Here is a 26,240-nt window from a genome sequence, read left to right on the forward strand (position 1 = left end):
GACTCACAATGAACATCCTCTCCTACGGACACAAAATCCGCACTAATCGGGTGTCCACCAAACGAGGGTAACCTCAGTGGACTGTTGTTGAAAGGAAGTCTTCCAGCCTATTTCCGAATTGTTGATGATATCCGTCAAACCACATTAGGTTCCTTTCGGGCTATGCAGGGCGTATAACGCCAAGCCCCTGAATATTGATTTAAAGTCTTGTCGAAAAGCAGGTTGCGGATATAGCCCAGTCCCCAGTTTTTGCTGTCGTCTTAGACGATTGAGTGTATTCCAGCATTCACTTTTCTACAAGGAAGATTTGCCTGTTGTGTCCTGAGGATTCAAGATTCGGCTCTGTGGGGTGGAACAGAGACGTTGTCGAAGTGAAGAAGGCGAGAATCGCTGCCCCGGGGATAATTATGCGCCTAGATCGGTTTCTGGTGTCAGCAAGTTTTAGCATGTCTCTACTCCATCAATTTGGGCGTAGTGAGGAGCGATGTTTGTGCGGGTTCCGGCTACTACCAGTTTGCACGGTGAGTCTCGGGCTAGTCCTGCATACTCGTCGTCGTCAAGTGTCTTTCGCCTTGAGGAGGTAGTTGAGGAGAACAGCTTACGGACGATGGGCACCCATATGTAACAGGGGCCACCATCGCCGATCGCTATACCTGCTAAGGGAAGCCGGCAAAAGGAAACCACGAAATGAGTTCAATTAGTGCACTTCGGGGAAGCTATGACCGATGTCCCGATACGGACCAGTAGTACCAAACCAAAATGAGCGCCCTGGTCGCTACTACTCCGAGGGTCGGATTCCTAATAGAAAGATCAAAAACCCGGCTGTACGAGTTCTTAAGGTGAACTGGTACGAAACCGGGCTTTTAATATGTGCTGTACGTTATGCGCCAGGACGCTTGCCGTGATTAGCGGCCTTCTTGCGGCGATCCTTGCGCTTGCGACCACGCTTGCTCATTGCGCACTCCTTCGTTGAGGGTTTCTGAACTTTATTCAACTGTAGCGGCTAAGGGCGCCGAAACGAAAATTGGGGTAGGGGTTAGGTTCCCCGGGTCCGCGCTTTTAGGCGGACACGCGGGAGCGGCCGCGGCCGCGGTTGCGGCGACGCTTGAGGGCGCGGCGCTCCTCTTCAGACAGGCCGCCCCAGACGCCGGCGTCGAGGCCGGACTCGAGTGCCCAGTTGAGGCAGGAAGAAGCGACGGGGCAGCGGTTGCAGACCAGCTTGGCCTTGGCGATCTGGGTAAGGGCAGGGCCGGAGTTACCTACTGGGAAGAACAGCTCTGGGTCTTCGTCGCGGCAAACGGCTTCGTGGCGCCAATCCATGATTGATATCTCCTAACAAATTTTTGACAGCAGTAAATACGAGCGCAATCCGTGCGGGACAGGAAAGCACCTTGATTTTTAGGTGGTGTGTGAACTGGTCTGCTAGCAGTGGGGCCCGGTCTCGAGGTCGGGCCAGCGTCGCCGCCGCCTATGGTTCACGGTGTTGTTACCTGAAGTTTCCTCCAGGTTAAGAAGAGGTTTACGCCCTCTTTCTTTTTGCTACTAGAGAATCATGACATGTTTACCCGATCGCCGCTAGGGGTACAGGCTAAAATGTGGTTAACATCACGTAAATAGGTGCGGTGTGGGGGCCATAAATGCCAAAATCAAATTTTAAAGAAGCCTGTGAGAATCGCCGTGAGCTGCGGCAATGGGTGCTATAGGGTGAGTGTGGTTGCGCAGAGACCGTCAAATCTCCCAGCTCAGCCCCTTGCCCCCGCGCTAGCGCAGGAAACATCGAGGCCCGCCGTGGGTGGCATAGAGAAAACTCGTGCCGGATTAGTAGACTGTGGCTTTGTGTCTAAGCAGAAGAAACGCCAGGTAAATAAACAGCAGCGAGATAAGTCGGCAGAGCCCGCGCCGGCACCGGAGAGTGCCCCGCGGTCGGTGTTGATAGGCGCCGGCATTGCCACGGTGCAATCCATCGCGGTTATTTGTTTTGGCATTTTCCTCATCGTGCGCGAAGCGGTGGGCGCGGAAAATGGCTCGATGGTCTCTGATTCCGGATCGGGAAGCTTTGTGGGGCTAGGCACCGCCATCTTTATCTTCATCGTCTTTGGCTTCGTCATTGCAGGCGCCTGGGCCATGGTGAAGGGAAAGCGATGGGGAAGAGGTGCCGTGGTCCTCGTAGAGCTCATCCTGGGCGCGAGCGCGTTTCAAATGTATAGCGGTGGATCCCCGGTGCTGGGAACTATCACCCTGCTAAGCGCGGTCGCGGTGCTTTACCTCTTGATGTTCAGGCGCGAGTCCTCAGAGTGGGCCGCCTCGAATTTCTAAGGGCCACTCGCGTTTGGGGCCATTCGCGCGGGGCCGCGAGTGGCACTCTTTTAGTCGCTGCTGAGGCCGACGACGGTATCGCCGCGGGTTTCTACAATGGTCTCGCCCGCTAACGTGAGGTGGACGGGACCGCGGTAGCCGCCGCGGTCGACGGCTATCTCGCGCAGTACCTCGCCGGTAGACCAGTCCACCACGGCTATGCCCTTTTCGGTGGGCATTAGCATGCGCCCAGCCACTGAAATCGGGGTGCCGATGGCACCGTCAATGACGTGATCGACGTGCAAATCACTGGGGGTTAGAAGGTAGAGGCGCTGCCCATCAAACCACGTCATATGGTGCGGGAGATCCGCAACGGTCGGGGCGAAGGGGCTTGTGCCGGAATCGATGGCGTCGGAAGGCTTTACGGGGGTAGAAGAAAGCTTGTCGCCCTGGTTGTTGTAGGACTCAATGCGGGGTTCTGGGCCGGGGATATAGACCGCGGCGGCGTCTTGGCCCACCGCGATAAGCCGCGCTCCATCGCGATCGACGGAGACATCCGCGTCCATTTCTGGTTCCCGGGAGTCCTCCGGGGTAGTGGCTTGAAACCTTAACCACGTGGTGTGAGGTTCCTCAGGGCACGATTCCGTCAGCGCGAGATTCTCGGTACGCGTCAGCGCCGAAGAAATGGTGCACTCCTCGTGCGGTTGCTTCTGTGACTCCTGCTTGGCCTCCACATCGCCGTATTCCACGGTGCGCACGAGATCTGAGCGCCATAGATCGATTCGCCCGGCAGAAACGGTCCCTACCCGGTCATTGGATTGCACGGGTACAACATCCGGGGAATTAATAGCGCTGCGGGTGGAGTCATATTCACCCGTCGCGGCGTCGATGGCAACCGAATCCCCGCAGCCCACGCCCGTGCGATAGGTGGCAACCACCTTGCCCCAGGCGGTCGATAGCGAGCACAGCTCGGCATCGCTGCGGGTGTAGGTCCAGGCCGTGGAACCATCGGCATTGGTGGCAGTGAGCACATCGCCATCGTGGCTAATACTCAACCCGTGGGCGGAAATGGCGCGGTATTGTCCGGGTACTGGCTGGTTCGGCAGGCTGTAGGCGGCGGTGAGGGAAGAGGGGACATCGGCAAGCACGGCGGCATCGCTTTCCCCAGGAACGGCCTCTTGGTGCAGGTCAGCCTGGTGGATATTGGCCGTGGCGACCGCGCCGCCCACCGCGATGGCGCAGATAGCGCCGATAATGCCGGTGGCCTTCCAATCCGCCGCGGTAGCCCGCAAGATGGGGGCCTTAGTCATCGGCGCCCTCCTCGAGGCGTGCCCTTGCCGCGCCGAGACCCGCCCCGGGACCGCGATTGGGCTTGTCCCGCAGACCGCTTATGCGCCGGAAGCTGGCCAATCACGCTGGTGGCAGGGCCCACCTTCTCCTGCACGCCAGCGGGGATGGACAGCGCCTGGGCAAGCTCCGGGGAGGTGGAAAACCACTGCGGCGGCGTGGCCGTATCCAAACCCAGTTCATCGTTGATGACCTGCCATTTGGCCAGCTCATCGTAGCCCACCAGGGTGACGGCGGTGCCGGTGTGCCCTGCGCGGCCGGTGCGCCCGATGCGGTGGATAAAGGTCATGGGATCATCGGGAACCTGGTAGTTGATGACGTGGGTGACATCGTCGACGTCGATGCCGCGCGCCGCGATATCGGTGGCGACGAGGATGTCCACCTTGCCCGAGCGGAAGGCCTGCAGGGACTTCTCCCGGGACTTTTGGCCCAAGTCACCGTGTACGGCGCCGACGCGGAAGCCGCGCTCAGCAAGGTCATCGGCCAATTGCGCGGCCGAGCGTTTGGTGCGGGTAAAGATGATGCTGCGACCCCGGCCCTGGGCCTGCAGTATATGCGCGATGACCGGCACCTTATCCATGCGGTGGGCCTGGAAGGTGACCTTGCGGGTGGTTTCGTGCGTGACCTCATCCGCATCCGATTCAGCCCGGATGTGTACGGGCTTATGCATGAACTGGCGCGATAGGTTCAAGATGGCGCCGGGCATGGTGGCAGAAAACAGCATTGTTTGGTGCGCATTGCCATCGAGCGCTTCCAAAATGGCCTCTATGGAGGGTAAAAAGCCTAGGTCCAGCATCTCATCGGCCTCATCGAGCACCACGATGGCAACGTGGCGCAGGACCAGATCGCCGCGCTCGTGCAGATCGAGCAGGCGGCCTGGCGTGCCGATGACCACATCGACGCCGCGCTGGAGGAGCTTAATTTGCTCCTCATAGGGGCGCCCGCCGTAGATGGAGGCGAGGCGGACCGGCAGGTGCGCGGCCGCGTCCTGCAGATCCGCGGCGACCTGCTGCGCTAGCTCGCGGGTGGGAACGACGATAAGCGCCCGAGGTGTTCCATCCAGCGGGGCAATATCGGCGTCATCAAAAACGCGATCGAGCAGCGGCACGCCAAAGCCAAAGGTCTTGCCCATGCCGGTGCGCGCCTGGCCAATAAGGTCTTGGCCATTAAGCGCAATGGGCAGGGTTAATTCCTGGATTGCAAAGGTTCGCGCGATGCCACGGTCAGCGAGCCCATCGCAGATTTCGGCGGCGACGCCGAGTTCCGCAAAGGTCGGTGGCTGGGTTTTTATGACAGACACACCTTGATAGTAGCCGGGATGGTTATAGTGGGGCCATTGGCATGTAAAACTCTCGTTAGAGGAGGATAATTTTATGGATATCAAGTTTGGTTTTGCAGATACCCCGCGCGAGCTGATCATTAGCACCAGTGGCGAGCAGGCGGAGCTGACGCAAAAGATTAATAGCGCCCTGGCGGAAAACTCCACGTTGGAGCTAGAAGATGACAAGGGTCGCAAGTACCTCGTGCGCACGGACCGCGTGGTGTACGTCGAGGTTGGCGCCGCTAAGAAGCAGTCCGTCGGATTCGCCGGCGCTTAAGCCTGGGGCCTTTTAAAGGTTTGCTAATTCAGTTTTGAATAGGCAACCGGGTACGCTCAATGCCTATGGAAAGTAGGCAGAATCGCAAGGCTCACCAGAGCCATGGGCGAATCCCGGATCATCCGAACCCGGTGGTCCGGTTCGCCCGCCGCTACGGCTGGTGGCGTGTGGTGGCTATCCCCGTGATGGTGCTGCTTACCGTCTGGGTGATTGTGGATATTGCGTCTGGCTCTTCGGCCGATGACAACGGCGATGCATCCAGCGCGGAGACCACCGCCGCCACTCCTACCCACGAGGATCTCACCGGCCCTGACCCCGCAAACGCAGAGGCAGTAGAGCGCGAGATTAGTGAGATGCCGCCTGGAAGTGACTTCACCAAAAAAGGAAAGGGCACTTTCCACGGAATCGGCCGCCCCGGCGCCGTAGCGGGCGAGGGCGGCGAGAAGAAGGTGCGCTATTCCATCGAGGTAGAAGATGGGCTCAATACCGCTCCCTACGGCGGAGATGATGCCTTTGCCGCAATGGTGGAGGCAACCCTTGCGGATCCACGCGGGTGGACCGCTCAAGGTGACTTCGAATTCGAGCACGTTGCCTCCGCAAACGATCCCGATACCCGCATCCAGCTGACCTCTCTGACCACGGCCGCGGAGCGGTGTGGCGAGAAGATTGAGACGGAAACCTCCTGTCACACCATGTTTACCGGCGAATCCACCACCATCATTAATGAGGCGCGGTGGGTGCGCGGGGCCACGCCCTTTGAGGGTGATTTGGGCAATTACCGCCAGTACGTCATCAATCACGAATTGGGCCACGCCATCGGATATGCCTCCCACCAACAATGCGGCGGCGAGGGCAAATTGGCCCCGGTAATGATGCAGCAGACGCTGAGTTTGAACAACAAGGAATTGCATGACCGCAATCCCAAGGAGGTCTATCCTGATGAGGATGTGACCTGCGAGCCCAACCCGTGGCCATATCCTAATCCGGAGCAAAAGGATCCCCACCAACCCCAATAAGGAGTACTGGATGCCGCTTCCCCCAGAGCATGTTTTAAGCGCCTTCCACGCAGAAACCGGAGCGACAGGCTCGCGCCGGGCCCAAGGCGATCAGCTGGGTCCGGTATGGGATAACGGCATCAAGGTGGGCGACGTGGTCTACTCCCAGGTCGGCCCCTTCGCTGCGTGGTCTGCCAAGGTGCGCGAAAAGCTTAGCGTGCCGGGCGCGCGGGTATCGCGGCCGGTTCTAGCGAGCGACGGGCGCCACACCGCGGCCGGGTGGAAGGCGACGCAGTTCCTTCCCGGCGAGGTCACCGGGCGCATCGATGAAGCAGCGCAGACGGCCTTGCGCTTGGACGATGCCATGGCCAATGCGCCAGCACCTCCGGGTACGCACCGCGATGATGCCTTTGCCCGCGCGGAGCGCACCGCCTGGGCGGAGACGGGGGAGGCCTACGATAAGGCCGCGCTTGCCGATGTCCCCTTGGTCACCGCCCATACCGCCCTGCTGACCACCACGGTCTTTTATGGTGCGCACCCACCGGGAATCGTGGATCTCGTGCCGAGCCAATCCGCGCGCCCAGCCGGGTGGAGCGCCGCGCTTGTGATCGTGGATGGTCTGATCGCACAAGTGGTAGATGATGATATCTGCCAGCGGTTTGGCCATGTGCCAGGCATGCAGGAGCTTTTGCTGCGGGCGGTGTCCTATCGTCGGCACATTAATGATCTTAACCCGCGCTCGCGCTCGAATGTGCGTTCTAATATTGAGCGGGTAGAACAGTTTCTTGTGTCTAGGGCATCTGCAATACTGGGGCGGTGACTTACGATCCCCATTCCACCGCCCGCGCGGGAGTGGTCCTACCGCCGTCGCCCGAGGTACGACTCATCGCCCGCACCACGTCCGCACACGCCCGATCCTGGCCCGTTGAGCTGCCGGAAACCGGTACCTGGAAGGTAACCGGCACCGCCGGAACCGGCGTATCCAGTTTTCTTATCGATACCGTCATTCATGCTCTCGACCGCGCCCAGGACACAGGCGCTGATCCCTCCGGCATCCTCGTTGTTGCCGCCTCCAAGGAATCCGGCGCCCGCCTGCGCCGCGAGCTTTCAGAGCGCCTCGAAGATTATGCGGCACAATCCTCCATGGTCCGCTCCATCCACTCGCTGGCCTTCGCCCTTCTGCGCAGTGCAAGCGACGAGGAATTGCGCCTTATCACCGGCGCGGAACAGGACGCCGTTATCCGGGAATTGCTCGAAGGCCACGCGGAGTCCGGCCACGGCGACTGGCCGGAGGAAGTCCGACCCGCCCTAGAGTACGTAGGCTTTGCCCGCCAATTGCGCGATTTTCTTTTGCGCTCCATCGAACGAGGACTTAGCCCCGCGGATTTGGAGAACCTTGGAGCCAAGTACGGCCGCGGTATGTGGAGTGCTGCCGGTACGTTCCTGCGCGAATACGAACGCGTCCAAGCCCTATCCGGGGCGCACTCCTATTCCGCGGCCGAGCTAGTCAACCAGGTCCTGCTGCGCCCAGAACTTACGAGTTCGCACCCGTGGCACACCATCGTGGTTGATGATGCCCAGCTATTAGATCCCACCGCGGGCAAACTCATCTCCCGCTTGGCCCCCGCTGCACAATTGCTGGTCATCGGCGGCGATGCAGACCAATCCGTCTTTGCCTTCCGCGGTGCGAATTCGCAGTTCCTCGAGGAATTTCCCGCGAAGAACTCCATCGAGCTTTCGCAGCCGCACCGCAATGGAACCCCGGCCTGCGTTTCCATCGTGGATTCTGAGGGCCGCCTGCGCGATGTGGTGGCCGATACCGTGCGCCGCCGCCATTTGGACGATGGCGTGCAGTGGCGCGATATCGCCGTCATCGTGCGCTCAACGGCGGATATTGGCCAGATGCGCCGTACCTTGCTGGCGGCCGGGGTGCCCGTGCATATCAGCCCTACCGACGTCATTTTGGCGGAACAGCGCCTAGTATCCGCCATGCTCCTTGCCCTGCGCGCCTTGGAAGAAAACCTCAGCAATGCGGAGCTTGAGGAATTGCTGACCGGGCCCGTGGGCGGGGCGGATCCCGTCACCCTGCGCCGCCTGATTCGCGGTTTGCGCCGGTGGGCGCCCGATACGCGCGGCATGGATAGCCTGCGCGAGCTCTTGCAAGGCGAGCTACCGGACTTCAATGGCCAACTCACTGAGCGCGAGTTTTCCATCCTGGAGCGCGTGCGCGCGGTGCTTGCAGCAGGCCGGCAGGCCATACAAGCTCAAGCTTCTGTGGAAGAGATCCTGTGGGAGGTATGGAGTGCTACCGAGCTGGATATGCGCCTGCAGGCATCCGCCTTGCGCGGCGGTGCCACCGGCTCCCAAGCAGACCGCGATCTTGATGCCATGATGGCGCTCTTTGACGCCGCCGGGGATTACTCCGAGCGCCGCCCTGGATCCTCGCTGCAGTCTTTTTTAACCCACATCACCGAACAAGAACTGCCCACCGGCGTGCGCGACCGCCGTACCGCCATCCCGCAGGCCGTGGAGATTATCACCGCCCACGGCGCCGTTGGCCGCGAATGGGATACCGTTATCGTCGCAGGAGCACAAGAAGGCGCGTGGCCCTCACTAGGGGAGACCGGTTCCATTTTTGGCCAAGAAGATCTCATCGATCTTCTGGACCGCGATATTGAGCCTGATACCCCCGTCAGCCACATTGCCTCCCGTCTGGCCGAAGAGCGCCGGCTCTTCCACGTCGCCACCACACGTCACCGGAGCCGGTTGCTCATCGCCGCGGTGGAAAATCCCAACGAGGATGCCTTTGCAGAACCTTCCCGCTTCATCGCGGAATTTACCGGGCGCGGGGTTGATGTGCCTGGGACCATGGCGCGCCGGGAAGCCAGCCGCGCCTTGCGCGCCACCCAATTTCCCCGCGAGCTGGGCTTGGACGTTCCCGAGCCAGCACCGGTGTCCCTGCGCGATGGGCTCGAGATCGATCCCCTCGATATATCGGTGCTGTCTGTACCTTCCTTCGTGGCGCAATTGCGCCGCGTGGTCACGAACTCAGAATCCGGCGAGGCGGAGCGGCGTCAGGCGGCCCGGCAGCTGGCGCGCTTAGCGCAGGCGGGCATCCCCGGCGCCCATCCAGACCAGTGGTTCTCCGCGCGCTCTGTGGCATCGCATACGCAGCTGCGCGGTAGCAAGAGCCTATCGCCATCCCGGGTCGAAGCCCTGCTCAACTGCCCGCTCAAGGCGATTGTGGGTAACTTGGCCGAAGATCCCAGCGGCGCCGAGCACCTCCTGCGCGGCGACTTGGCCCACGCCTTCTTGGAGGCCATCGGCCGCGGCGTGGATGCGGAAAAGGCCCGCCTGCTCGTCATGGAGGCCTATGAACTCATCCTGGACGTTCCACAGTGGCAGCTACAGACCAAGTTAAATGAATTTTCCCGCCTGCTAGAGCGCACGCAGCAATGGGCACAGCAATCCGAAGTCAAAAACGAACTCGTCGGGGTGGAAGTACCCGTCTACGTCGAGGTCGCCCCTGATATCCGGGTCGGCGGATTCATGGACCGCTTGATGCAGGATGGAGATGGAAATTACCTGGTCGTGGACCTCAAGACCGGTAGATCTGTAGTGACGCTGCCGGAGGCGGAAGAAAACCGCCAGCTAATGACCTACCAATTGGCCTTGTCTCGGGGCAGCTTCGACGGGCAGCGCGTGCGCGATGGCGAAGGAATGCCGCGCGCAGGCGGGGTGCTTGTCTTTGCCGGAAAAGATTCCAAAAAGATCACCACGCGCACACAAAGCCAGCTCACCGCGGAGGCACTGGAAGAATTTTCTGCGCTACTGCCACCACTGGCGGCGGAACTGCGCGGACCGCAGCTTACCGCGCGCACCAATAAGGATTGCGATAAGTGCCCCATTCGTACCATCTGCCCAGTGCAGGAGGAAGGAAAGATGACGATCCATGCCTAAGCAGAATTTTTCCCCGGAAGAAATAGCCCAAGCATTGGGTAAGGATTATCCACCCACTAAGGAACAAGCCCACGTCATCGAGGGCCCTTTTGGCCCCAAGCTCGTGGTGGCTGGCGCGGGTGCCGGTAAAACGGAAACCATGGCCTCCCGCGTGGTCTATTTGGTGGCCAATGGCTACGTGCGCCCAGAAGAGGTGTTGGGGCTGACCTTTACGCGCAAGGCGGCCCAGCAGCTAGAACAGCGCATCCGCCGCCAGCTCATTCAGCTGCGCGATTCCGGGCTTATCGTCCCCGGTAGTCCCGCCGCGGAGGCGCTTACCAATATCGCGCCCACCGTGGCCACCTATGACTCTTATGCCGGCGAGCTCGTGCGCGAATACGGCCTTCTGGTCCCAGTAGAGCCCTCGGCGCGCATCATCACGGAGGCAGAGCGCTTCGCCATTGCCTATGACGTGGTAAAAAACTACGGCGGAAAAATAACGGATAAAAATAACTTGGGAAACATTACAGAAACCCTTCTCAAGATGACCTCCAATATGGATAATTCCTTACAAAGTCCGGATGGTATCGCCGAGTTCGCGAGGGATTTCCGCGCCGATATAGACAACCTGGAAAAGGCTTCAAAAACGACAGGCGAGTATTCCAATGACCTGCAGAAGTACATCGATAAACAGGAACTGCGTGTGGAGTACGTGCCTTTAATCGAGGGACTCAAGCGCGCGCAGACAGAACAGCAGGTCGTCACCTTTGGCGAGCAGATGTCTGTGGCAGCGCGCCTCGCGCAAGAGCACCCGGCGGTGGGCAAGCAACAGGCGCAGCGCTACCGCGTGATCATGCTGGATGAGTATCAAGATACGTCTTATGCCCAGCGCGTATTGCTGCGTAGCCTCTTTGGCGGGGAACAGAAGGACATTTCCGTGACCGCCGTGGGCGATCCTATGCAGTCTATCTATGGCTGGCGCGGAGCTACCTCAGAAAACCTCACCGCGTTTGTGGAGGACTTCCCGCAAGCCGATGGCACCCCTGCTCCCAAGGATCAGCTGACTACCTCGTGGCGCAACCCGTCGGGTGCCTTGGAGCTGGCCAACTCGGTGGCGGCCGGAGTCTTTGCGGGCGGCCCGCGCCCCGTCGATGAACTGCGTGCGGCCCCGCACAAGGCCGAAGGCGAGATTGAGCTGGCCTATTTCGCCAGCGAGGACGAGGAGCACGATTTTATTGCCCAGAAAGTAAGGCAGCAGTGGGATACTCGCGAGGGCGATAGCTTTAGCGCAGCGGTATTGGTGCGTACCAACCGGCAAACCGCAGCCATCGCAGCAGCCCTGGATGCCGTCGATGTCCCTAATGAAATCAATGGCCTGGGTGGATTGCTGTGGCAACCGGAAATCCAGGACCTCGTAGCGTTGGCGACCATGCTGGTGCGGCCGGAAGACGCGCAAGCCGCCCTCCGCATTTTCGCCGGGCCCATTTGTGGTCTGGGAATGAGCGATATCCAAGCCCTTGCCGCGCGGCAAAAGAACTTGGCGGGAGCGAAACAAGAGCGCCTGCAATGGGAAGAGGGCATGGACCCTGAGGAGTATCTGCGCGCCCAATTGGCGCAGCTTACGGCCGAGGGACCCGATCAGACGGTGGGGCTTGCCGATGCCCTGGCGGACCTCGGCGAGCGCGACCGCTACACCCCGCAGGGCTTAGCGCGTATGGAAGAGGTATCTGCCAAGCTGCGCTACCTGCGCACCTATTCGCTGTCTAAGCCTTTAAGCGATCTCTTCGCGGACATCGAGGCCATCTTCAATATCCGTACCGAGGTTCTTGCCCGCGGTAGCGCCGGGGGAACCACACATCTGGATAAATTTGCCGATATAGTCGCGGGATTCCACGGAGACTCCTTGTATGCGCTCTTAGATTATTTGAAGCTCGCTCGCGAGCATGAAGATGGCCTCGAGCTTGGGGAGGTTCCTGCCTCTACGGATCGCGTACAAATCATGACCGTGCATAAGGCCAAGGGCTTGGAGTGGGAGCACGTCTATGTCGTGCACGCGGATTCTTCGAGCTATGGGGCACAAGCAGAGACCTTTTTGTCCAAGATCGAAAAGGTACCCGGCGACAATGACTACATCGAGGTATCACCGGATGCGTTCGCCCAGGCCGAATTCGCAAAGGCCTGCGAGGAATTCAAAGATGATGATCGCGCGCATAAAGCGGAGGAAGCGGCCCGCCTGTTTTATGTGGCCTTAACCAGAACCGAGTCCACGTTGACCGTTACCGGCTCCGGCACTAATAACAAGCCGGGCAAGGCTAAGAAGGGCCCGTACGAGTACCTCGAAAGGCTAAAAGAATCCTTCCCCCAGTACGTAGTGGAGTGGACGGTGCCTGAAAAGCCGGTGGACACCTCGGCTCATGCGGCAGAAAGCGGGCTCTTTCCAGCCCTAGAAGCCGATCCGGACTCCCTAGCCGGCGCGGATGCTGTGTTGGCCGCGATGGAGGATCTTCCTGAGCTGAGCCACGGCGAGACCTTCGAGCTGTGGGAACAGGATGCGGGCGCGCTCATTGAGGAATACAAGTCCCTGCAGCAACCGGTTGTGGATGTGGAACTTCCCAGTGAACTTACCGCTTCTGACATGGTGGCCTTGGGCAGCGATCCGCTACAGTTTGCGCGCCGGCAACGCCGCCCGGTGCCGTTTAAGCCCAATTCCTATGCCAAGCGAGGCACCGCCTTCCACGCGTGGTTGGAAGAGCGCTTTGGCAGCCCCGCGCTGCTAGGGGAAGAGGAATTGCCGGGCATCGATGAGCCGGAGGATTTCGATCTAGAAGAGCTTAAGGAATCTTTCCTGAACTCCGAGTGGGCGGAGCGCCAGCCGGACTTTGTGGAGGCGCCGTTTGAAATCACCATCGGCAGCGCGGTGGTGTGCGGGCGAATGGATGCCGTCTTCCGCTTGGCAGATGGCACCTGGATGGTGGTGGATTGGAAGACCGGACGGCCGCCGAAGGGCGCGGCCATGGAAGCGGCGAAGATTCAGTTGGCGGTCTATGCCGAAGCCTGGCGGCGCATCCACGGCGGCGATAAAATCCGCGCCGCTTTCCATTACGTTCACGATGGTTATACTTTTGAGCCAGATACTTTAGCCCAAGGTGAGGAGCTGCGTAGCCTGCTTGAATCGTCAGTAGCAGGCCACTAGGGCTAAGGTATGGGGACGGAATGCGGACGATGACTGGATAGTTGCGTCCCCGTATAACCGGCGGAATCAAAAATCGATCCAGAAAAGAAGGCTAGGCCAGTGGCCAAAAAACATGCGAAGGTGTTCAAAGGGCGTATTAAACAGCGCTTTTTGCCGCAGGTCGAGTTGTCCTCGCAACCTGATCACGCTCTCCTTGATGTCATCACTGTGCCCAAGGATCAAAATGCCAGCCCGTGGCGCCAGTTGGCGAAACGCGCGCTGTGGGCATTCGGCATCCTCGTCTTTGTCACCGTCGTGGTGTACTTAGACGGCGAGGGCTATAGCGAGGACATGTCGCTTTTGGATTCCTCCTACTATGCCGCCGTCACGCTGACCACCGTGGGCTATGGCGATATCGTTCCGGTCACGGAGCAATCGCGGTTTATCAACCTCGTACTTATTACCCCAGCCCGCCTCATCTTCCTTGTGCTGTTGGTCGGTGCGACGCTATCCGTGCTCACGGACAAGGCCCGCCGCACCTTTGAAATCCAGAACTGGAGAAAGCAATTGCGTAACCACACCGTCGTTATCGGCTATGGAACGAAGGGTGCCGGGGCGGTCGCCGCGCTCTTGGCAGACGACGTGCCCACCTCCCAAATCGTGGTCATCGATAATAACCGCGCCTCGCTGGCGCATGCGGAACACCACGGGCTGGTCACCATCTTTGGCTCGGGCACCAAACAGGACGTGCTCAAGATCGCCGGGGTGGAGCACGCAACCTCCGTGGTGGTCACCCCATCCTCGGACGATACCGCGGTGCTGTGCTGCCTGTCCGTGCGCGAGCTCGCCCCTAAGGCCAAGATCGTGGCCTCGGTGCGTGAGTCCGAAAACCGCCACCTGCTGCGCCAATCCGGTGCCGATTCCGTGGTTACCTCTGCAGAGACCGCCGGCCGCCTGCTGGGGCTTGCCACCGTGACCCCCACCGTGGTGGAAATGATGGAAGACCTGCTTTCTCCCAACGAGGGCTTTTCGGTATCAGAGCGCGCCGTACGCGAATTCGAGGTCGGTTCCAACCCGCGCCACCTGGCGGATATCGTGCTCGCGGTGCTGCGCAATAACGAGCTCCACCGCGTCGATACTGCTGATGCCTCCGCGCTGAAACCGGGCGACCGCCTGCTGTATATCAAGCATGACTTGGAACAACCCGTGGAAGTGCAAGATGAGGGCGAGGAGGATTAATTGTATTTGCCCGTAACGCACACGGGTCTAGTGCCTGCCACCGCGAGCGGAGACGCCGCGTTGGTAAAGCAATTGCCGGAGGGCGTGGGGACACCGGAGATGGTGGACATCGGCACGCTGCACGTTTTTGCCTGCCCGGAAGCAATTGCGCGGGGGATGGGGCAGCTACAACCTGCAACCTTTTTCGCTGATGATTCCCTCGTCATGCAGGCCATTGCCTTGATTCGCAACCGGCTGGAGCAGCGCTTCGATCCGCGCACGGGCCACCCGTTGGACTATCCCACGCCGGGTATTATTGGCCGCGATCCGCAGGATTCGCGCCGCATGGTGTTTCCGCGCCTAGACCCGGCGGTTATCGGGCTCATTGAGCTCAAGGGTGAGGAGCAGATTTTGCTGGCGCGCAATCGCGGGCGCAATGGCTTCTTTTCCTTGATCGCTGGATACGTGGAACCGGGCGAGACCATTGAGGCCGCCTTTGCCCGCGAAACCATGGAGGAAACCGGGCGCCGCATTGACAATCTTCGCTATTGGGGCTCCCAGCCGTGGCCGCCGAGTGGCTCGCTTATGCTGGGCTTTCACGCAGAGACATCGGATGTCCAGCCCACCTGCCATACTGATGGGGAACTGGAAGAAGTTCGTTGGGTGACCCGCACCGAGCTGCCTGAGCTCCCGTTGGCCACCGCGGGTTCTATCGCACACACGATGATTATGGAGTGGTATCACGGTGAATAAGCCGGATTTGTCCCTGCTGGATGAGGATCAACGCCGCGCGGCCACCGCCCCGCGCGGGCCGGTGTGCATTTTGGCGGGCGCGGGCACCGGTAAGACGCGCACCATTACCTATCGCATCGCCAATATGGTGGATCAAGGTTTTGTAAACCCCCAGCGCGTTTTGGCCGTGACCTTTACCGCGCGTGCGGCAGGAGAAATGCGGGATCGCCTGCGCATGATGGGCGTTGCTGGCGTGCAGGCCCAAACCTTTCACGCGGCCGCGCGGCGCCAGCTGAAGTATTTCTGGCCGCAGGTCGCAGGCGATCTGCCGTGGACTCTATTGGATAATAAATTCCCGCTCGTAGCCCGCGCGGTGCGCTCGGTGGGGCTGGATAATTCCAAAGACATGATTCGCGACGTGCTGGCAGAAATCGAATGGGCAAAGTCCGCGCTGGTCAGCGCCGAGGATTATGAAAGCGTCATCGCGGAAGCGGATCGCACCGCCCCGGCCGACGCCGCCAAGGTGGCCGAGGCCTTCCGGCGCTACGAGAAAGCCAAGGCTACCCCGGATATGATGCATTTGGACTTCGACGATCTGCTCATGCACATCGCCGGTGCCATCGAAAACGTCCCGGCCATTGCAGAGACCTTCCGCGAGCAGTACCGCACATTCGTCGTTGACGAGTACCAGGACGTCACGCCCCTGCAACAGCGCGTGCTGAACGCCTGGCTGGGTGATCGTGATGATCTCACCGTGGTGGGTGATGCCAACCAGACCATCTATTCCTTCAACGGCGCCTCGCCGGAGTACCTGCTGAATTTTTCGCGCAGCTATCCGGACGGGACCATCGTCAAGCTGCAGCGCGACTATCGCTCCACGCCGCAGGTCACGGATCTGGCTAACCGGGTCATCGGCAAGGCTACGGGGCGCGCGGCGGGCACCCGCCTGGAGCTGCAGGGCATGCGCGAGCCTGGGCCGGAGCCGACGTTTAAGGCTTACGAGTCCGAGGAAAATGAGGCGCAGGAGGTGGCAGGGCAGGTGCTGACCCTGCTCAACCAGGGCGTTCCGGCCTCAGAGATTGCCATCTTGTACCGCATCAACGCCCAGTCGGAGCAATTTGAGCAGGCACTTGCCGATGCCGGAGTGGTCTACCAAGTCCGCGGCGGTGAAGGTTTCTTCCGCCGCCCGGAGATTCTGGAGGCCATTCGCGTGCTCATTGCCGCCACGCGCCGCGATGATTTGCCGGAGGACCCCGTGGCGATTGCGCGTGCCGCCTTCGTCGAGCTTGGGCTTAGCGCCACCGAACCGCAGGGCGCGCAGGCCCGCGAGCGCTGGCAATCGCTGAACGCGCTGGTGGGCTTGATCGAAAAGATCGTGGAATCCACCCCTGGCATCGATCTCAACGGCGTGCTGGGTGAGCTGCGCCGCCGCTCCACAGATAAGCAAGCCCCCGCTATGGAAGGCGTTACCCTCGCTACGGTGCACGCGGCAAAGGGCTTGGAATGGGACGCCGTCTTCCTCGTCGGGCTGAGCGAAAAGCTCATGCCCATCAACCACGCCATTAAGGCGGGTAACGAGCAGATCGAGGAAGAGCGCCGCCTGTTTTATGTAGGCATTACCCGCGCCCGCGAGCACCTAGCCCTGTCGTGGGCATTGGCGAAGACCGCCGGCTCCAGGGCTTCCCGGGAGCGCACCCGGTTCCTCGATGGCATCGCGCCGGGCGTGGAATCGTCTGCGGGAAGTGGCCGCTCCCGTCGCCCGAAACGCTGCCGCGTGTGCAGCGGGGTTTTAGAGACCCCGGCGGAAAAGGTCATTGGCCGGCACGAAGACTGCGAGGGCAATGGCGATGATGAGGTCTTTTCCGCCCTGCGCTCGTGGCGCGCGCAGGTTGCCCGGGAAGAAAAGGTTCCGGCTTATGTCATCTTTACCGATGCCACGCTGCAGGCCATCTCGGAAGAGCTGCCGGTAGATGAGGCGGATCTGCTGTCTATATCTGGAATTGGGCCCAATAGGTTGGAGCGCTACGGCGAGCAAATCCTAGAGGTCATTCGCTCGGTGCGGATGTAGCCAGGTTGACTTTGCCGCCAAAGCACACCGGGCAGCGCGGATGGGCGATGGCCGTGCGCTGCTGGTGGCGGCCGTAGACGTCTACCTCCCATTGTTGGCCCGGGCGCGGAGAAGAGGTGGGCGCGCCTGGTGGGAGGGGGCGCTTGCTTAAGCGGCGGATCACCACCTGTGCTTGGGCCGCTACCGCATCGATGACTAGTTTTTCTGGCTGCCTGCGCACGCTGGTGAGCTGGGAGGCAATGGTGCTCCACTGCGGATCCGCATCCACGCGGAATAAGTGAATGCACAGCGGGCAGGGGCCTTGCCCTTCTACGCGCAGGGGGCCGATGATGCCGCGGTTATCTAGTAAGGAAATGGGTAGCCACGTCGTCGGGGTGCCGGCAAGCGCATTGGCGCAATCGATGGGGCAGTGGAGCTGGTCGATGGCAAGCACCGTAAAAAGCCCATCGAGGTCGTGGATATAGGAAAAGATATTGTCTTCATCAAGGGGGATGCGCACCGTATATCCATCTGCCGTCAAACGGGCACGCAACTCCTGAGCGAGCGGGGATTCACCCAGCATGATGATGGTCTCATGCTGCTCGGGATGTGGCGGCTGAGGCCAGAGGATGCCATAGTCCAAGGCATCATCGATGAGGCTGCTGGTGGCGGCGCTATCCAAGCCGGCCGCTTCCAACCGCGCCGCCAATTCCCCGGAATCGACCGGCTGATGCGCCGTGGCAATGGCGCGAGCCACGCCTTGTGCATTACCCGTATCCGCCACCGCCACCCGGGTGGCGTCCATCCCAAATTGCACCACGGAATCCTCGCGGCAAAATACGCCACACCCTGGCGCTAATGTCACACGTTGAGCCGTGCCTTGTGAGGCAGTCACTGGTTTTCCCCCTCGATTCCCCTTTTATCACCCCGAATACGGCATATGCGCCGCATGTGCGTCCATTGCACCACAGGTACAATGGTCTGTCATGTCGAGCACGCAACCACCAGGACGTACCCACCCTGAGGTCAAGGTTATCCGCTCTGCGCGGCGGCGAAAGTCGGTGCAGGCGCGCATGGTGGCCGGGGTATTGGAAGTGCGCATTCCGGCCTGGATGTCCGCCCGCGAGGAAAACGAGGCGGTACAGGACATGCTTGCGCGCTTAGAAAAGAAAACCGGTGGTGCGGCGAAGACCGATGCGGCGCTCCTCCAGCGCGCCGAACAGCTCAACGCGCAGTACCTGGAAGGCCGCGCATGGATTGGGTCCATCCGTTGGGTGAGCAATCAAAATACGCGGTGGGGTAGTTGTACTACCTCCACCGCGGATATCCGGCTGAGCAACCGGCTACAGCAGGTGCCGGATTATGTGTTGGATTCGGTCATCATCCATGAGCTGACCCATACCTTCATCCCGCGCCATGGGCGCGAATTCTGGCAGTGGGCCGATAGGGCACCCCACGCCGAGCGGGCCAAGGGCTACCTTGAGGCCTACCAGCGCTGGGGCGGTTAGAGCGAGCTATTTATCCTCGCCGCCGTTGTCCTTATCGGTGCTCTCGTCGCTGTCGTCACCGTCGTCGCTGCCCTTGGAATCCTTATCCTCTGCAGAATCCTTGTCCTCTTCGGACTTGCTTTCGGAGTCCTCGCCGGAGCCCTCGCCGTTTTTGAGCATCTCTTCGAGCTTGGCAAATTCTTCCTCGAAGCCCTCATCTGGCTCATCATCCAAGAGGGAATCGATGAAGGCGGCCGGGTTATCGAGGTGCTCTGCGGTGGGCAGGAAGTCTGGGTGGTCCCAGGCCTTATCACGCTTTTCGGCACCCACGGCCACGGTGGCGCGGCGCCACAGCTCGGCGGCCTCGGTCACCTTGGGGGCGTTGAGCTCGATGCCGACGACCTTGCTAAAGGCCTGCTCGGCAGATCCGCCGGTGCTGCGGCGGTGCGCCCATGCCTCAGTGAGCTTGGAGGTAGAGGGGATGCGCTCGCCCAAGGCCTCGCTTACGACGTGCTCGGCCCAGCCCTCAACCAAGGCCAGCAGGGTTTCCAGCCTTGAAGCGGCAGCGGTGTTCTTGGAGGTAATGCGCGGGGAGAGGTCCATTCCCTGCAACTTGCTCATGGCTTCCTGGATGGCCTGCGGGTCGCCGGATTCCAGGTTCAGCTCGCGGGCGAGCTCTTCAATGTGGGAGGTATCAATGACCAAGCCGATGGCGTATTCCTCCACGGAGGAGACGATGCGCTCTACCAGCCACGGCACGTGCTTAAACAGGCGCTGGCGGGCGGCCTCGCGCGCGGCGATGTAGACCAAAACCTCCTGGCCAGGAACGTTGAGCTCGCGCGCGACCTTCTGAATGGTATGCGGCAAAAGCGCCACCGTATTGGCCGGGGCGATGGGCAGGCCAAAATCGGAGCCGGTCAGCGCCTGGCTGGCCAGATCGCCTAGGGCGTGGCCTAGTTGCATGCCGAAATTCATGCTGGACATCTGGCCCATCATCTTGGTCATCGGGCCCATCATTTCGCGGGCCTCTTCCGGCATGGATTCCAGCTGGGCATCGTTCATGTGCTGGGCCACGGGGGTGACCATGCGCTCCCAGGCGGGCATGGTTTCTTCCAGCCACTGCTTGGAATCCCATGCCTGCGTGGTACCGGAAGCGGTGGGGAGAATGGAGGCATCGTCAAGCCAGAGCTCCGCCAGGCGCACCGATTCCTCTACCGCCTTGGAGTCTTCCGCGCTGATGTCTTTTGACTTGGGGATCTGCTGCAGGGCGATGCGCTTGGCCATGTCGTAATTGACCGGCCCGGAGTTCTGGGGCGAGTTCATGGACGAACCCATGCCGGATAGCATCTGACCGAACTGGTTCAGCATGTCTCCGAGGCCGCCACCATTACCGCCGCCGAATGCGCCGAACGGGTTCTGGTCACGACGGCCGTCATTATCGTCGTCATCGTTATTTGGGAAAGAAAAACCGAATCCGTTGCTCATGCGCTCCAATCTACCGGCACCGTGCGGAAAGTTTCCATGATCACAGCAACGCTGACAGCGAACATTACGCCAAAGGTTGTAGGCTATTGCTTCGTGAATTCTCCTGCTAGCCGTCGCGTCCGCACCATCGCCTGGGGTGCTATCCCCGTTGTGCTTACCGGTGCGTTGGTATCGCTTGACCATATCCCGGGCACCGATGTCTCGCTGACCGTTCCCTATGCCGCCGAAGGCCCCGGTCCTACGGTGGATACGCTGGGCGAGGTCGATGGCACCCAAGTCGTTGATGTGCAGGCGCCAAAGACCTATGAGCCCAGTGGGCACCTCAATATGACCACCGTGTCCGTGCGCACCAATATGACCTTGGCGCAGGCGTTGGGACGCTGGGCGCTTACCGATGACACCCTGGTGCCCATCGATACCGTCATTCCACAAAACATGACCGATGAAGAGGTCCAAGAATCCAATAAGCAGGCCTTTACCCAATCGGAGTCCGCGGCCACCATCGCGGCGATGGATTATTTGCACCTGCCGGTCAAAATCACCGTGGCCGAGGTCATCGAGGACGGCGCGGCTTCGGAGCACCTTAAAAAAGACGATGTCATCACCGCCGTCGATGGCACCGAAGTCACCGAGCCGAGCGAGGTTCAAGACATCATCAAGGACAAAAGCCCCGGCGATAAGGTGAAAGTCAGCGTCACGCGCGGGGATAAAGAGCTCAGCGAAGAAATTGAATTGGGCGAAAACCCGCACGATAAGGGCAAGGCGTTGCTGGGAGTAGCCATGCTATCTCAGCCCAAGGACGATATTTCGGTGAACTACAACCTGCAGGATATCGGTGGGCCATCAGCGGGAATGATGTTTACCCTGGCGGTCATCGACAAGCTCAGCGATGAAGACCTAACCGGCGGCACTTTTGTGGCCGGCACCGGTACTATTCAGGCCGATAGCGAGGTCGGGCCAATTGGTGGCATCGAGCATAAAATCGCCGCCGCGCACGAGGCAGGCGCCGAGCTTTTCTTGGCACCCAAGGACAACTGTTCGGCGGCGGCCGGCAGCGACCACGGCGATATGACCATTGCGCAGGTAGAAAACCTCGACGATGCCGTGGCGGCCATGAAGGACTTTGCGGCGGGCAAAGACGTCAAGGAATGCAGCTAAAAAGAGCTTGTGCGGCCGAAGCCTAGTCCTTTACTAGGCCCAAGTCCTTAATCTTTTCTTCCGGGTCTTCCTGGTCAGAAGAGATCATCTGCTGCATGACTAGGCCTTCTTTATTATCCACCACGGTGATAACCGCGGTGGTGCCCAACGTGGACCAGCCGACGACGCGATCGCCATCGTCCTCGATGGCATGGGAGCTGCGCAGCTCCGTAAGTACCTGGGTGGTCTGGGAGGCCTTGGAGTGGGACTTAAAGAACTGGAATTGCCCCACCTTAGGACCGGAGCAATTGTACGAAGAGTCTCCGCCAGTGGAATCGCAGCGCTCAAACTGGGCGAAAAGGTCCTTGGGTGCCAGCGACTTATACACGTCGTAAACTTTGGCGACTGACTTATCCAACTCGCCGCCAGCACTTGGCTCGCTGGTGGTGCTTTCCTCGGAAGCCTCGTCTTCATCCTTGTCCGCCGATTCTGATTCTGAGGAGGACGCGGCGGAGGATTCGGTGCTGGATGCCGTGGATTCCTCGTCGTTTTCAGAGGTTGTGGTGGAGGCGGCAGGAGTGGTCTCTACGGGGGCATCGTCAGGCGCATCAGCATCGGAGGAACAACTTGCCGCAGCCACGCTGAGCCCCAGTAGCGCCGCCGCGGTAGCGGTACGGGCAGGAAAACGGCGGGAGAAGGAAAGGCGTCGCACTGTATAGAACTCCTTGGTTGCAGGCTTAATTGCCACCTAGTCTAGTTCATCCGGATCCTGGCTGAGGCCATAGCGCAAAGCAGCGATCACGCCAGGGGCCACCTGCGGTCCGCCGCGGAGCTGAATATCGTCCTCAGCAAAGGGGCCGGCCGCCTCTAGCTCTTCTTCCGTGGGGCGCAGCTGCAGCAAGGTGGTCTCAATTCCTTCCTCGCGCAGGGCGCCCGAATACAGGCGCGCCGGGCGAGGGGAGGGGTCCTCGCTAGAAGTATCCCGGAACTTGATCTCCTGGGCCAAGATGGCACCCGCGACCTCGCGCGGCCAAGCCAAACGGGAGACGTAATCTGCCAACTCCTCAGAACCCGGCTCGATGTTTTCCGGGACATTGTCTTGGACGATAAGGGTCAGCGGGGACGCGGTTTCCTCATCCATGGCCGCCAGCTGGTCTGCCACCAGATGGGTGGGAACAAGGGCGAAGATGGTGGGGCGGGCGTCCCACCCTTCCGCATGGACGAACTCCACGGCCTCCGTCATGGCGCGGTTTAAAGCTGGCTGTGATAATTCGGGGGAACTCATAGGCATCCTTATTCGTTATCTGGGTATTGATTCCTTAAACTGGAAAAAGTCTACATGTTTAATATTCGCACTATTTGATTGGAGCTGGCGTTGTCCCTAGGGTCATCCACACCAGCCGCCCCATTGAAGCGGCCTCCTAAGGTCGCGGCAATTATTGCGGCCATCATTGCCGTCCTCTTATTCTTCGGACCCATGCTCGTGGGCATGTACACGGATTGGAGGTGGTTTGGCTCCATTGATTACCGCAGTGTTTTCACCACCGCGATTATTGCGCGCATAGTCCTCTTTATCATCTTCGGGCTCGTTGCTGCCGCAGTGGTGTGGGCAGCTGGGTTCTTTGCTTGGCGCGGCCGCCCCGATTCCCTGGACATGGGGGATCTGAATTCGCCGGTCTATCAGTACCGCCAGTCCATTGAGAAGTCCATGGGCGTGCTATTCAAGGTCATCCCGGCCATCGTGGGCATCATCGCCGGTTTCATCGGCCAGTCCCACTGGCGCGATGTGATGCTATTCCTCAACGGCCAGGACTTCGGCGTACAAGATCCCCAATTCCACCACGACTTGGGCTTTTATGCCTTTAGTCTGCCCGTGCTGCAGATGGTGGTCAGCACCCTGTCCATCCTGTTTGTGCTCGCCTTCCTCATTGCCCTATTCGGCCACTACATCTTGGGCGGAATCCGCATTGGCAATAAGGCTGCGGGCGTGCGCGGCTCCATCTCCCGCGCGGCGCGCCTGCAGCTTGCCATTACGGCCGGGCTGTGGATGGTGGCCCAGGTCGCCGGCTACTGGCTGGAGCGCTACGGGTTGCTGTATTCCGAGCACGACCTGTTTACCGGTGGTTCCTACACGGATATCCACGCCTACCTGCCCGCCAAGATCATTTTGATGATCATCGGCGTTTTCGTCGCCATTGCGCTCTTTATGGCCATCGTCATCAAGGATTTGCGCATCCCTGGCCTCGCCGTCGTGTTGATGCTTGCGTCCTCGCTGATCATCGGCCAGGCATGGCCGCTGCTGATGGAGCGCTTCTCGGTCCAGCCAAACCGCCAGGCCAAGGAAAATGAGTCCATCGCCCGCAACATCGAGGCCACGCGGTATGCCTATGGGCTTACCGATGATCACGTGGACTACAAGGAGAACTGGGGCGGCGACGACGTATCGGATGACAAGGTTGCCTCCGATAACGCCACCATCAATAATCTACGCCTGCTGGACCCAGAGATTTTGTCGCCGACGTTTACCCAGATGCAGCAGCTGAAGAACTTCTACGGGTTCCCAGAAACGCTGTCCATGGACCGCTACGAAATCGATGGCAAGATGCGCGACTTTGTCGTTGCAGCCCGCGAGCTGGACCCGAACGAGCTGCGCGAAAACCAATCCGACTGGATTAACCGCCACACTGTGTATACCCACGGCAATGGCTTCGTAGCCGCGCAGGCTAATACCGTCGATGAGGTTGCCCGCGATGCCGGTTCCGCTCGCGGCGGCTACCCTATCTTCACCGTCTCTGACCTGCAGACCCAGGCCGGCGAGTCCGAGGGCGAGGGCGAGACCCAAGACGCCGAGAAGTCCTTGGGCATCAAGGTAGACCAGCCACGCATTTACTACGGCCCGGTCATCGCCAGCGCCGCAGATAACCTGGACTACGCCATTACCGGTACCACCGGCGAAAACCCGGTGGAGTACGACACCGATAGCACCAACTACACCTATGACGGTGAGGGCGGCGTTGAGATTGGTAATCTGTTTGACCGCACCATGTATGCCGCCAAGTACCGCGAGCTGAACTTCCTGCTTTCGGATCGCGTGGGCAGCGAATCCAAGCTGCTCTATGACCGCGATCCCCGCGAGCGTGTGGAGAAGGTTGCTCCCTGGTTGACCACCGATTCCGCTACCTACCCGGCCGTTATCGATGGCCACCTGAAGTGGATCGTTGATGGCTACACCACCCTGGATTCCCTGCCGTACTCGCAGCGCGCTTCGCTTTCCGATGCCACCCAGGACGCCCTCAACCCCGATGGCACCACCCAGCGCTTGGTCAATGACCAGGTGGGCTATATCCGCAACTCCGTGAAGGCGACCGTGGATGCCTATGACGGCAGCGTGGACCTCTACGAGTTTGACAAGGAAGACCCCGTGCTCAAGGCATGGGAAGGTGTATTCCCGGATGTGGTGAAGCCGGAATCGGAAATTTCCGATGAGCTGCGCGAGCACTTCCGCTACCCGGAGGATATGTTCAAGGTTCAGCGCGACCTCTTGGCCCGCTACCACGTTGATGACCCGAACGTCTTCTTTAATAACGATGCCTTCTGGTCTGTGCCGAATGACCCGACCGCGGAAGAATCACGCGATCTGAACCAGCCGCCGTACTACGTGATGGCTGCAGATCCGGAGACCGGTAAGCCGAGCTTCCAGCTGACTACCTCGTACCGTGGCTTGAACCGTGAGTTCCTGTCCGCACACATGGCGGTATCTTCCGATCCGGATACCTATGGTGATATCACCGTGCGCGTGCTGCCAACCAATACGCAGACCCAGGGTCCGAAGCAGGCGCAGGACGCCATGATGTCTTCTGACCAGGTTGCCCGCGACCGCACCCTGTGGGAGGGAACTAACGACCTGCACAACGGTAACCTGCTGGCCTTGCCGGTCGGTGGCGGCGAAATCCTTTACCTCGAGCCGATTTACTCGCAGCGCAAGGATCAAGCATCCGCCTTCCCGAAGCTGCTGCGCGTGCTCGTGTCCTACAAGGGCCGCGTGGGCTATGCACCGACTATCGGTGATGCCCTTGAGCAGGTGGGAATCGACGCCAAGTCCGCCCAGGACATCGAAGAGATTGAGGGCGATTCCGGCGACGACGATGCCGATAAGGACAGCTCTTCTGCGGATAAGAAGGACGAGAAGAAGGAATCTTCTGAGGAATCCACTCCGGCTTCGGCCCCTCGTTCCTCCGATGAAGCAGGCGCTATCGATGACATCAACAAGGCTCTGAAGGGCCTAGAGGATGCCCGCGACGGTTCCTTCGAAGAGTACGGCCGTGCTCTAGATGAGTTGGACAAGGCGGTCGAGTCCTACCAGAAGTCCGAGGGTTAAAACCTCCAACTTCTCGCACCCGAAACTCAGGAAATAAGGCACCTACCCAGGGGATTTGGGTAGGTGCCTTCCTGTCTGTATAGTTATAGAAGTCGCCGGGACAGAGCGAATACATCAAGTGTGAACGCACTGTTCAAGCGCAGATGATGGAAGTCATCTCGACGCGGGGTGGAGCAGATCGGTAGCTCGCTGGGCTCATAACCCAGAGGTCGTAGGTTCGAATCCTGCCCCCGCTACCAACTTCCAAGCCCTGACCAGATTAAGTTCTGGTCAGGGCTTTTACTTATGTCTGGTGGAGCTCAAAGGCGGGGCTTAAGGGTTAGGGCTAAAGGGCGGGTTAAACGACAAAACGTGTTGTTTTTCGGCGTGTCGAGTTAAACGACATTTTGTGTTGGTGGGGGTAGGGGTTT

The 26,240-nt window shown here is 60.1% G+C and carries 20 protein-coding genes and 1 tRNA gene; 13 read left to right on the forward strand and 8 right to left on the reverse strand.

Annotated elements, in window-relative coordinates; translation table 11 throughout:
* Positions 1-880: 880 nt before the first annotated feature.
* Both ABRP87_RS11275 and ABRP87_RS09350 read right to left on the reverse strand, forming a co-directional pair.
* A complete protein-coding gene (locus tag ABRP87_RS11275) occupies positions 881-955 on the reverse strand; it encodes a 50S ribosomal protein bL37 (RefSeq protein WP_369707509.1) in 75 nt (24 codons plus the stop codon).
* A gap of 104 nt (positions 956-1,059) precedes the next feature.
* The gene (locus ABRP87_RS09350; RefSeq protein ID WP_005277545.1) at positions 1,060-1,320 is read right to left on the reverse strand and encodes a WhiB family transcriptional regulator; all 261 of its coding nucleotides are present in this window, start codon (positions 1,318-1,320) and stop codon (positions 1,060-1,062) included.
* Between the two features lie 516 nt (positions 1,321-1,836).
* On the opposite strand from ABRP87_RS09350, the gene ABRP87_RS09355 reads away from it, so the two are divergent.
* On the forward strand, positions 1,837-2,316 hold the full coding sequence (locus tag ABRP87_RS09355; protein ID WP_349868480.1) for a hypothetical protein: 480 nt from the start codon (positions 1,837-1,839) through the stop codon (positions 2,314-2,316).
* Positions 2,317-2,366: 50 nt separating this feature from the next.
* Here ABRP87_RS09355 and ABRP87_RS09360 read toward each other — a convergent pair whose 3' ends face one another.
* Together ABRP87_RS09360 and ABRP87_RS09365 are read right to left on the reverse strand one after the other, a co-directional pair.
* Positions 2,367-3,605: an Rv3212 family protein gene (locus ABRP87_RS09360; RefSeq protein ID WP_349868482.1), complete on the reverse strand. Its 1,239-nt coding sequence runs from the start codon at positions 3,603-3,605 to the stop codon at positions 2,367-2,369.
* Positions 3,602-4,942: a DEAD/DEAH box helicase gene (locus ABRP87_RS09365; protein ID WP_349868483.1), complete on the reverse strand. Its 1,341-nt coding sequence runs from the start codon at positions 4,940-4,942 to the stop codon at positions 3,602-3,604. The genes ABRP87_RS09360 and ABRP87_RS09365 overlap by 4 nt, the downstream gene beginning before the upstream one ends.
* A gap of 73 nt (positions 4,943-5,015) precedes the next feature.
* Here ABRP87_RS09365 and ABRP87_RS09370 point away from each other — a divergent pair, with 73 nt between their 5' ends.
* From ABRP87_RS09370 to ABRP87_RS09405, 8 genes are all read left to right on the forward strand, one after another.
* Positions 5,016-5,240, forward strand: a complete 225-nt coding sequence (locus tag ABRP87_RS09370; protein ID WP_239269424.1) for a DUF3107 domain-containing protein — start codon at positions 5,016-5,018, stop codon at positions 5,238-5,240.
* 65 nt (positions 5,241-5,305) lie between these two features.
* A complete protein-coding gene (locus ABRP87_RS09375) occupies positions 5,306-6,256 on the forward strand; it encodes a DUF3152 domain-containing protein (protein WP_349868485.1) in 951 nt (316 codons plus the stop codon).
* A 10-nt stretch (positions 6,257-6,266) separates the two neighbouring features.
* Positions 6,267-7,055 (forward strand): hypothetical protein, encoded by a 789-nt coding sequence (locus ABRP87_RS09380; RefSeq protein WP_349868487.1) that lies wholly within the window; start codon positions 6,267-6,269, stop codon positions 7,053-7,055.
* A 32-nt stretch (positions 7,056-7,087) separates the two neighbouring features.
* A complete protein-coding gene (locus ABRP87_RS09385) occupies positions 7,088-10,195 on the forward strand; it encodes a PD-(D/E)XK nuclease family protein (protein ID WP_349868508.1) in 3,108 nt (1,035 codons plus the stop codon).
* Positions 10,188-13,367 (forward strand): ATP-dependent helicase, encoded by a 3,180-nt coding sequence (locus ABRP87_RS09390; RefSeq protein ID WP_349868489.1) that lies wholly within the window; start codon positions 10,188-10,190, stop codon positions 13,365-13,367. Before ABRP87_RS09385 ends, ABRP87_RS09390 begins: the two co-directional genes overlap by 8 nt.
* 99 nt (positions 13,368-13,466) lie before the next feature.
* Positions 13,467-14,585: a potassium channel family protein gene (locus ABRP87_RS09395; RefSeq protein ID WP_349868491.1), complete on the forward strand. Its 1,119-nt coding sequence runs from the start codon at positions 13,467-13,469 to the stop codon at positions 14,583-14,585.
* A complete protein-coding gene (locus tag ABRP87_RS09400) occupies positions 14,586-15,317 on the forward strand; it encodes an NAD(+) diphosphatase (RefSeq protein ID WP_349868493.1) in 732 nt (243 codons plus the stop codon).
* A complete protein-coding gene (locus ABRP87_RS09405) occupies positions 15,310-17,364 on the forward strand; it encodes an ATP-dependent DNA helicase UvrD2 (RefSeq protein WP_349868495.1) in 2,055 nt (684 codons plus the stop codon). The genes ABRP87_RS09400 and ABRP87_RS09405 overlap by 8 nt, the downstream gene beginning before the upstream one ends.
* Here the strand turns inward: ABRP87_RS09405 and ABRP87_RS09410 are convergent.
* Positions 17,342-18,208, reverse strand: coding sequence for a hypothetical protein (locus tag ABRP87_RS09410; RefSeq protein ID WP_349868496.1), 867 nt, complete (start codon positions 18,206-18,208; stop codon positions 17,342-17,344). The two genes, ABRP87_RS09405 and ABRP87_RS09410, sit on opposite strands and share 23 nt — an antisense overlap.
* Positions 18,209-18,329: 121 nt before the next feature.
* Between ABRP87_RS09410 and ABRP87_RS09415 the strand changes: the two genes are divergently transcribed.
* Positions 18,330-18,851 (forward strand): M48 family metallopeptidase, encoded by a 522-nt coding sequence (locus ABRP87_RS09415; RefSeq protein WP_284771758.1) that lies wholly within the window; start codon positions 18,330-18,332, stop codon positions 18,849-18,851.
* Positions 18,852-18,857: 6 nt separating this feature from the next.
* Here ABRP87_RS09415 and ABRP87_RS09420 read toward each other — a convergent pair whose 3' ends face one another.
* Positions 18,858-20,315: a zinc-dependent metalloprotease gene (locus tag ABRP87_RS09420; RefSeq protein WP_349868498.1), complete on the reverse strand. Its 1,458-nt coding sequence runs from the start codon at positions 20,313-20,315 to the stop codon at positions 18,858-18,860.
* A 93-nt stretch (positions 20,316-20,408) separates the two neighbouring features.
* On the opposite strand from ABRP87_RS09420, the gene ABRP87_RS09425 reads away from it, so the two are divergent.
* Entirely contained in the window at positions 20,409-21,473 is a 1,065-nt protein-coding gene (locus ABRP87_RS09425; protein WP_349868500.1) for a YlbL family protein, read from the forward strand.
* Between the two features lie 22 nt (positions 21,474-21,495).
* On the opposite strand, the gene ABRP87_RS09430 is transcribed toward ABRP87_RS09425, so the two are convergent.
* Positions 21,496-22,200 carry a beta-N-acetylglucosaminidase gene (locus ABRP87_RS09430; protein WP_502879302.1) on the reverse strand — a complete coding sequence of 235 codons (705 nt, stop codon included), beginning with the start codon at positions 22,198-22,200 and terminating at the stop codon, positions 21,496-21,498.
* Complete coding sequence (locus tag ABRP87_RS09435) at positions 22,201-22,737, reverse strand: PPA1309 family protein (protein ID WP_349868504.1); 537 nt, start codon at positions 22,735-22,737, stop codon at positions 22,201-22,203.
* 123 nt (positions 22,738-22,860) lie between these two features.
* Between ABRP87_RS09435 and ABRP87_RS09440 the strand changes: the two genes are divergently transcribed.
* Both ABRP87_RS09440 and ABRP87_RS09445 read left to right on the forward strand, forming a co-directional pair.
* Positions 22,861-25,830 (forward strand): UPF0182 family protein, encoded by a 2,970-nt coding sequence (locus ABRP87_RS09440; protein ID WP_349868506.1) that lies wholly within the window; start codon positions 22,861-22,863, stop codon positions 25,828-25,830.
* A gap of 162 nt (positions 25,831-25,992) precedes the next feature.
* Positions 25,993-26,069, forward strand: a tRNA-Met gene (locus tag ABRP87_RS09445).
* The last annotated feature ends 171 nt before the right edge of the window (positions 26,070-26,240 follow it).

Source organism: Corynebacterium sp. KPL2830 (assembly GCF_040225635.1).
Taxonomy (GTDB): domain Bacteria; phylum Actinomycetota; class Actinomycetes; order Mycobacteriales; family Mycobacteriaceae; genus Corynebacterium.

What these genes read in the sequence shown, in the direction of transcription:
- ABRP87_RS09375 (WP_349868485.1), top strand. Translation starts at nt 5,306, where the DNA reads ATGGAAAGTAGGCAGAATCGCAAGGCTCACCAGAGCCATGGGCGAATC.
- ABRP87_RS09420 (WP_349868498.1), bottom strand. Translation starts at nt 20,315, where the DNA reads ATGAGCAACGGATTCGGTTTTTCTTTCCCAAATAACGATGACGACGAT.
- ABRP87_RS09370 (WP_239269424.1), top strand. Translation starts at nt 5,016, where the DNA reads ATGGATATCAAGTTTGGTTTTGCAGATACCCCGCGCGAGCTGATCATT.
- ABRP87_RS09380 (WP_349868487.1), top strand. Translation starts at nt 6,267, where the DNA reads ATGCCGCTTCCCCCAGAGCATGTTTTAAGCGCCTTCCACGCAGAAACC.
- ABRP87_RS09360 (WP_349868482.1), bottom strand. Translation starts at nt 3,605, where the DNA reads ATGACTAAGGCCCCCATCTTGCGGGCTACCGCGGCGGATTGGAAGGCC.
- ABRP87_RS09390 (WP_349868489.1), top strand. Translation starts at nt 10,188, where the DNA reads ATGCCTAAGCAGAATTTTTCCCCGGAAGAAATAGCCCAAGCATTGGGT.
- ABRP87_RS09435 (WP_349868504.1), bottom strand. Translation starts at nt 22,737, where the DNA reads ATGAGTTCCCCCGAATTATCACAGCCAGCTTTAAACCGCGCCATGACG.
- ABRP87_RS09350 (WP_005277545.1), bottom strand. Translation starts at nt 1,320, where the DNA reads ATGGATTGGCGCCACGAAGCCGTTTGCCGCGACGAAGACCCAGAGCTG.
- ABRP87_RS09415 (WP_284771758.1), top strand. Translation starts at nt 18,330, where the DNA reads ATGTCGAGCACGCAACCACCAGGACGTACCCACCCTGAGGTCAAGGTT.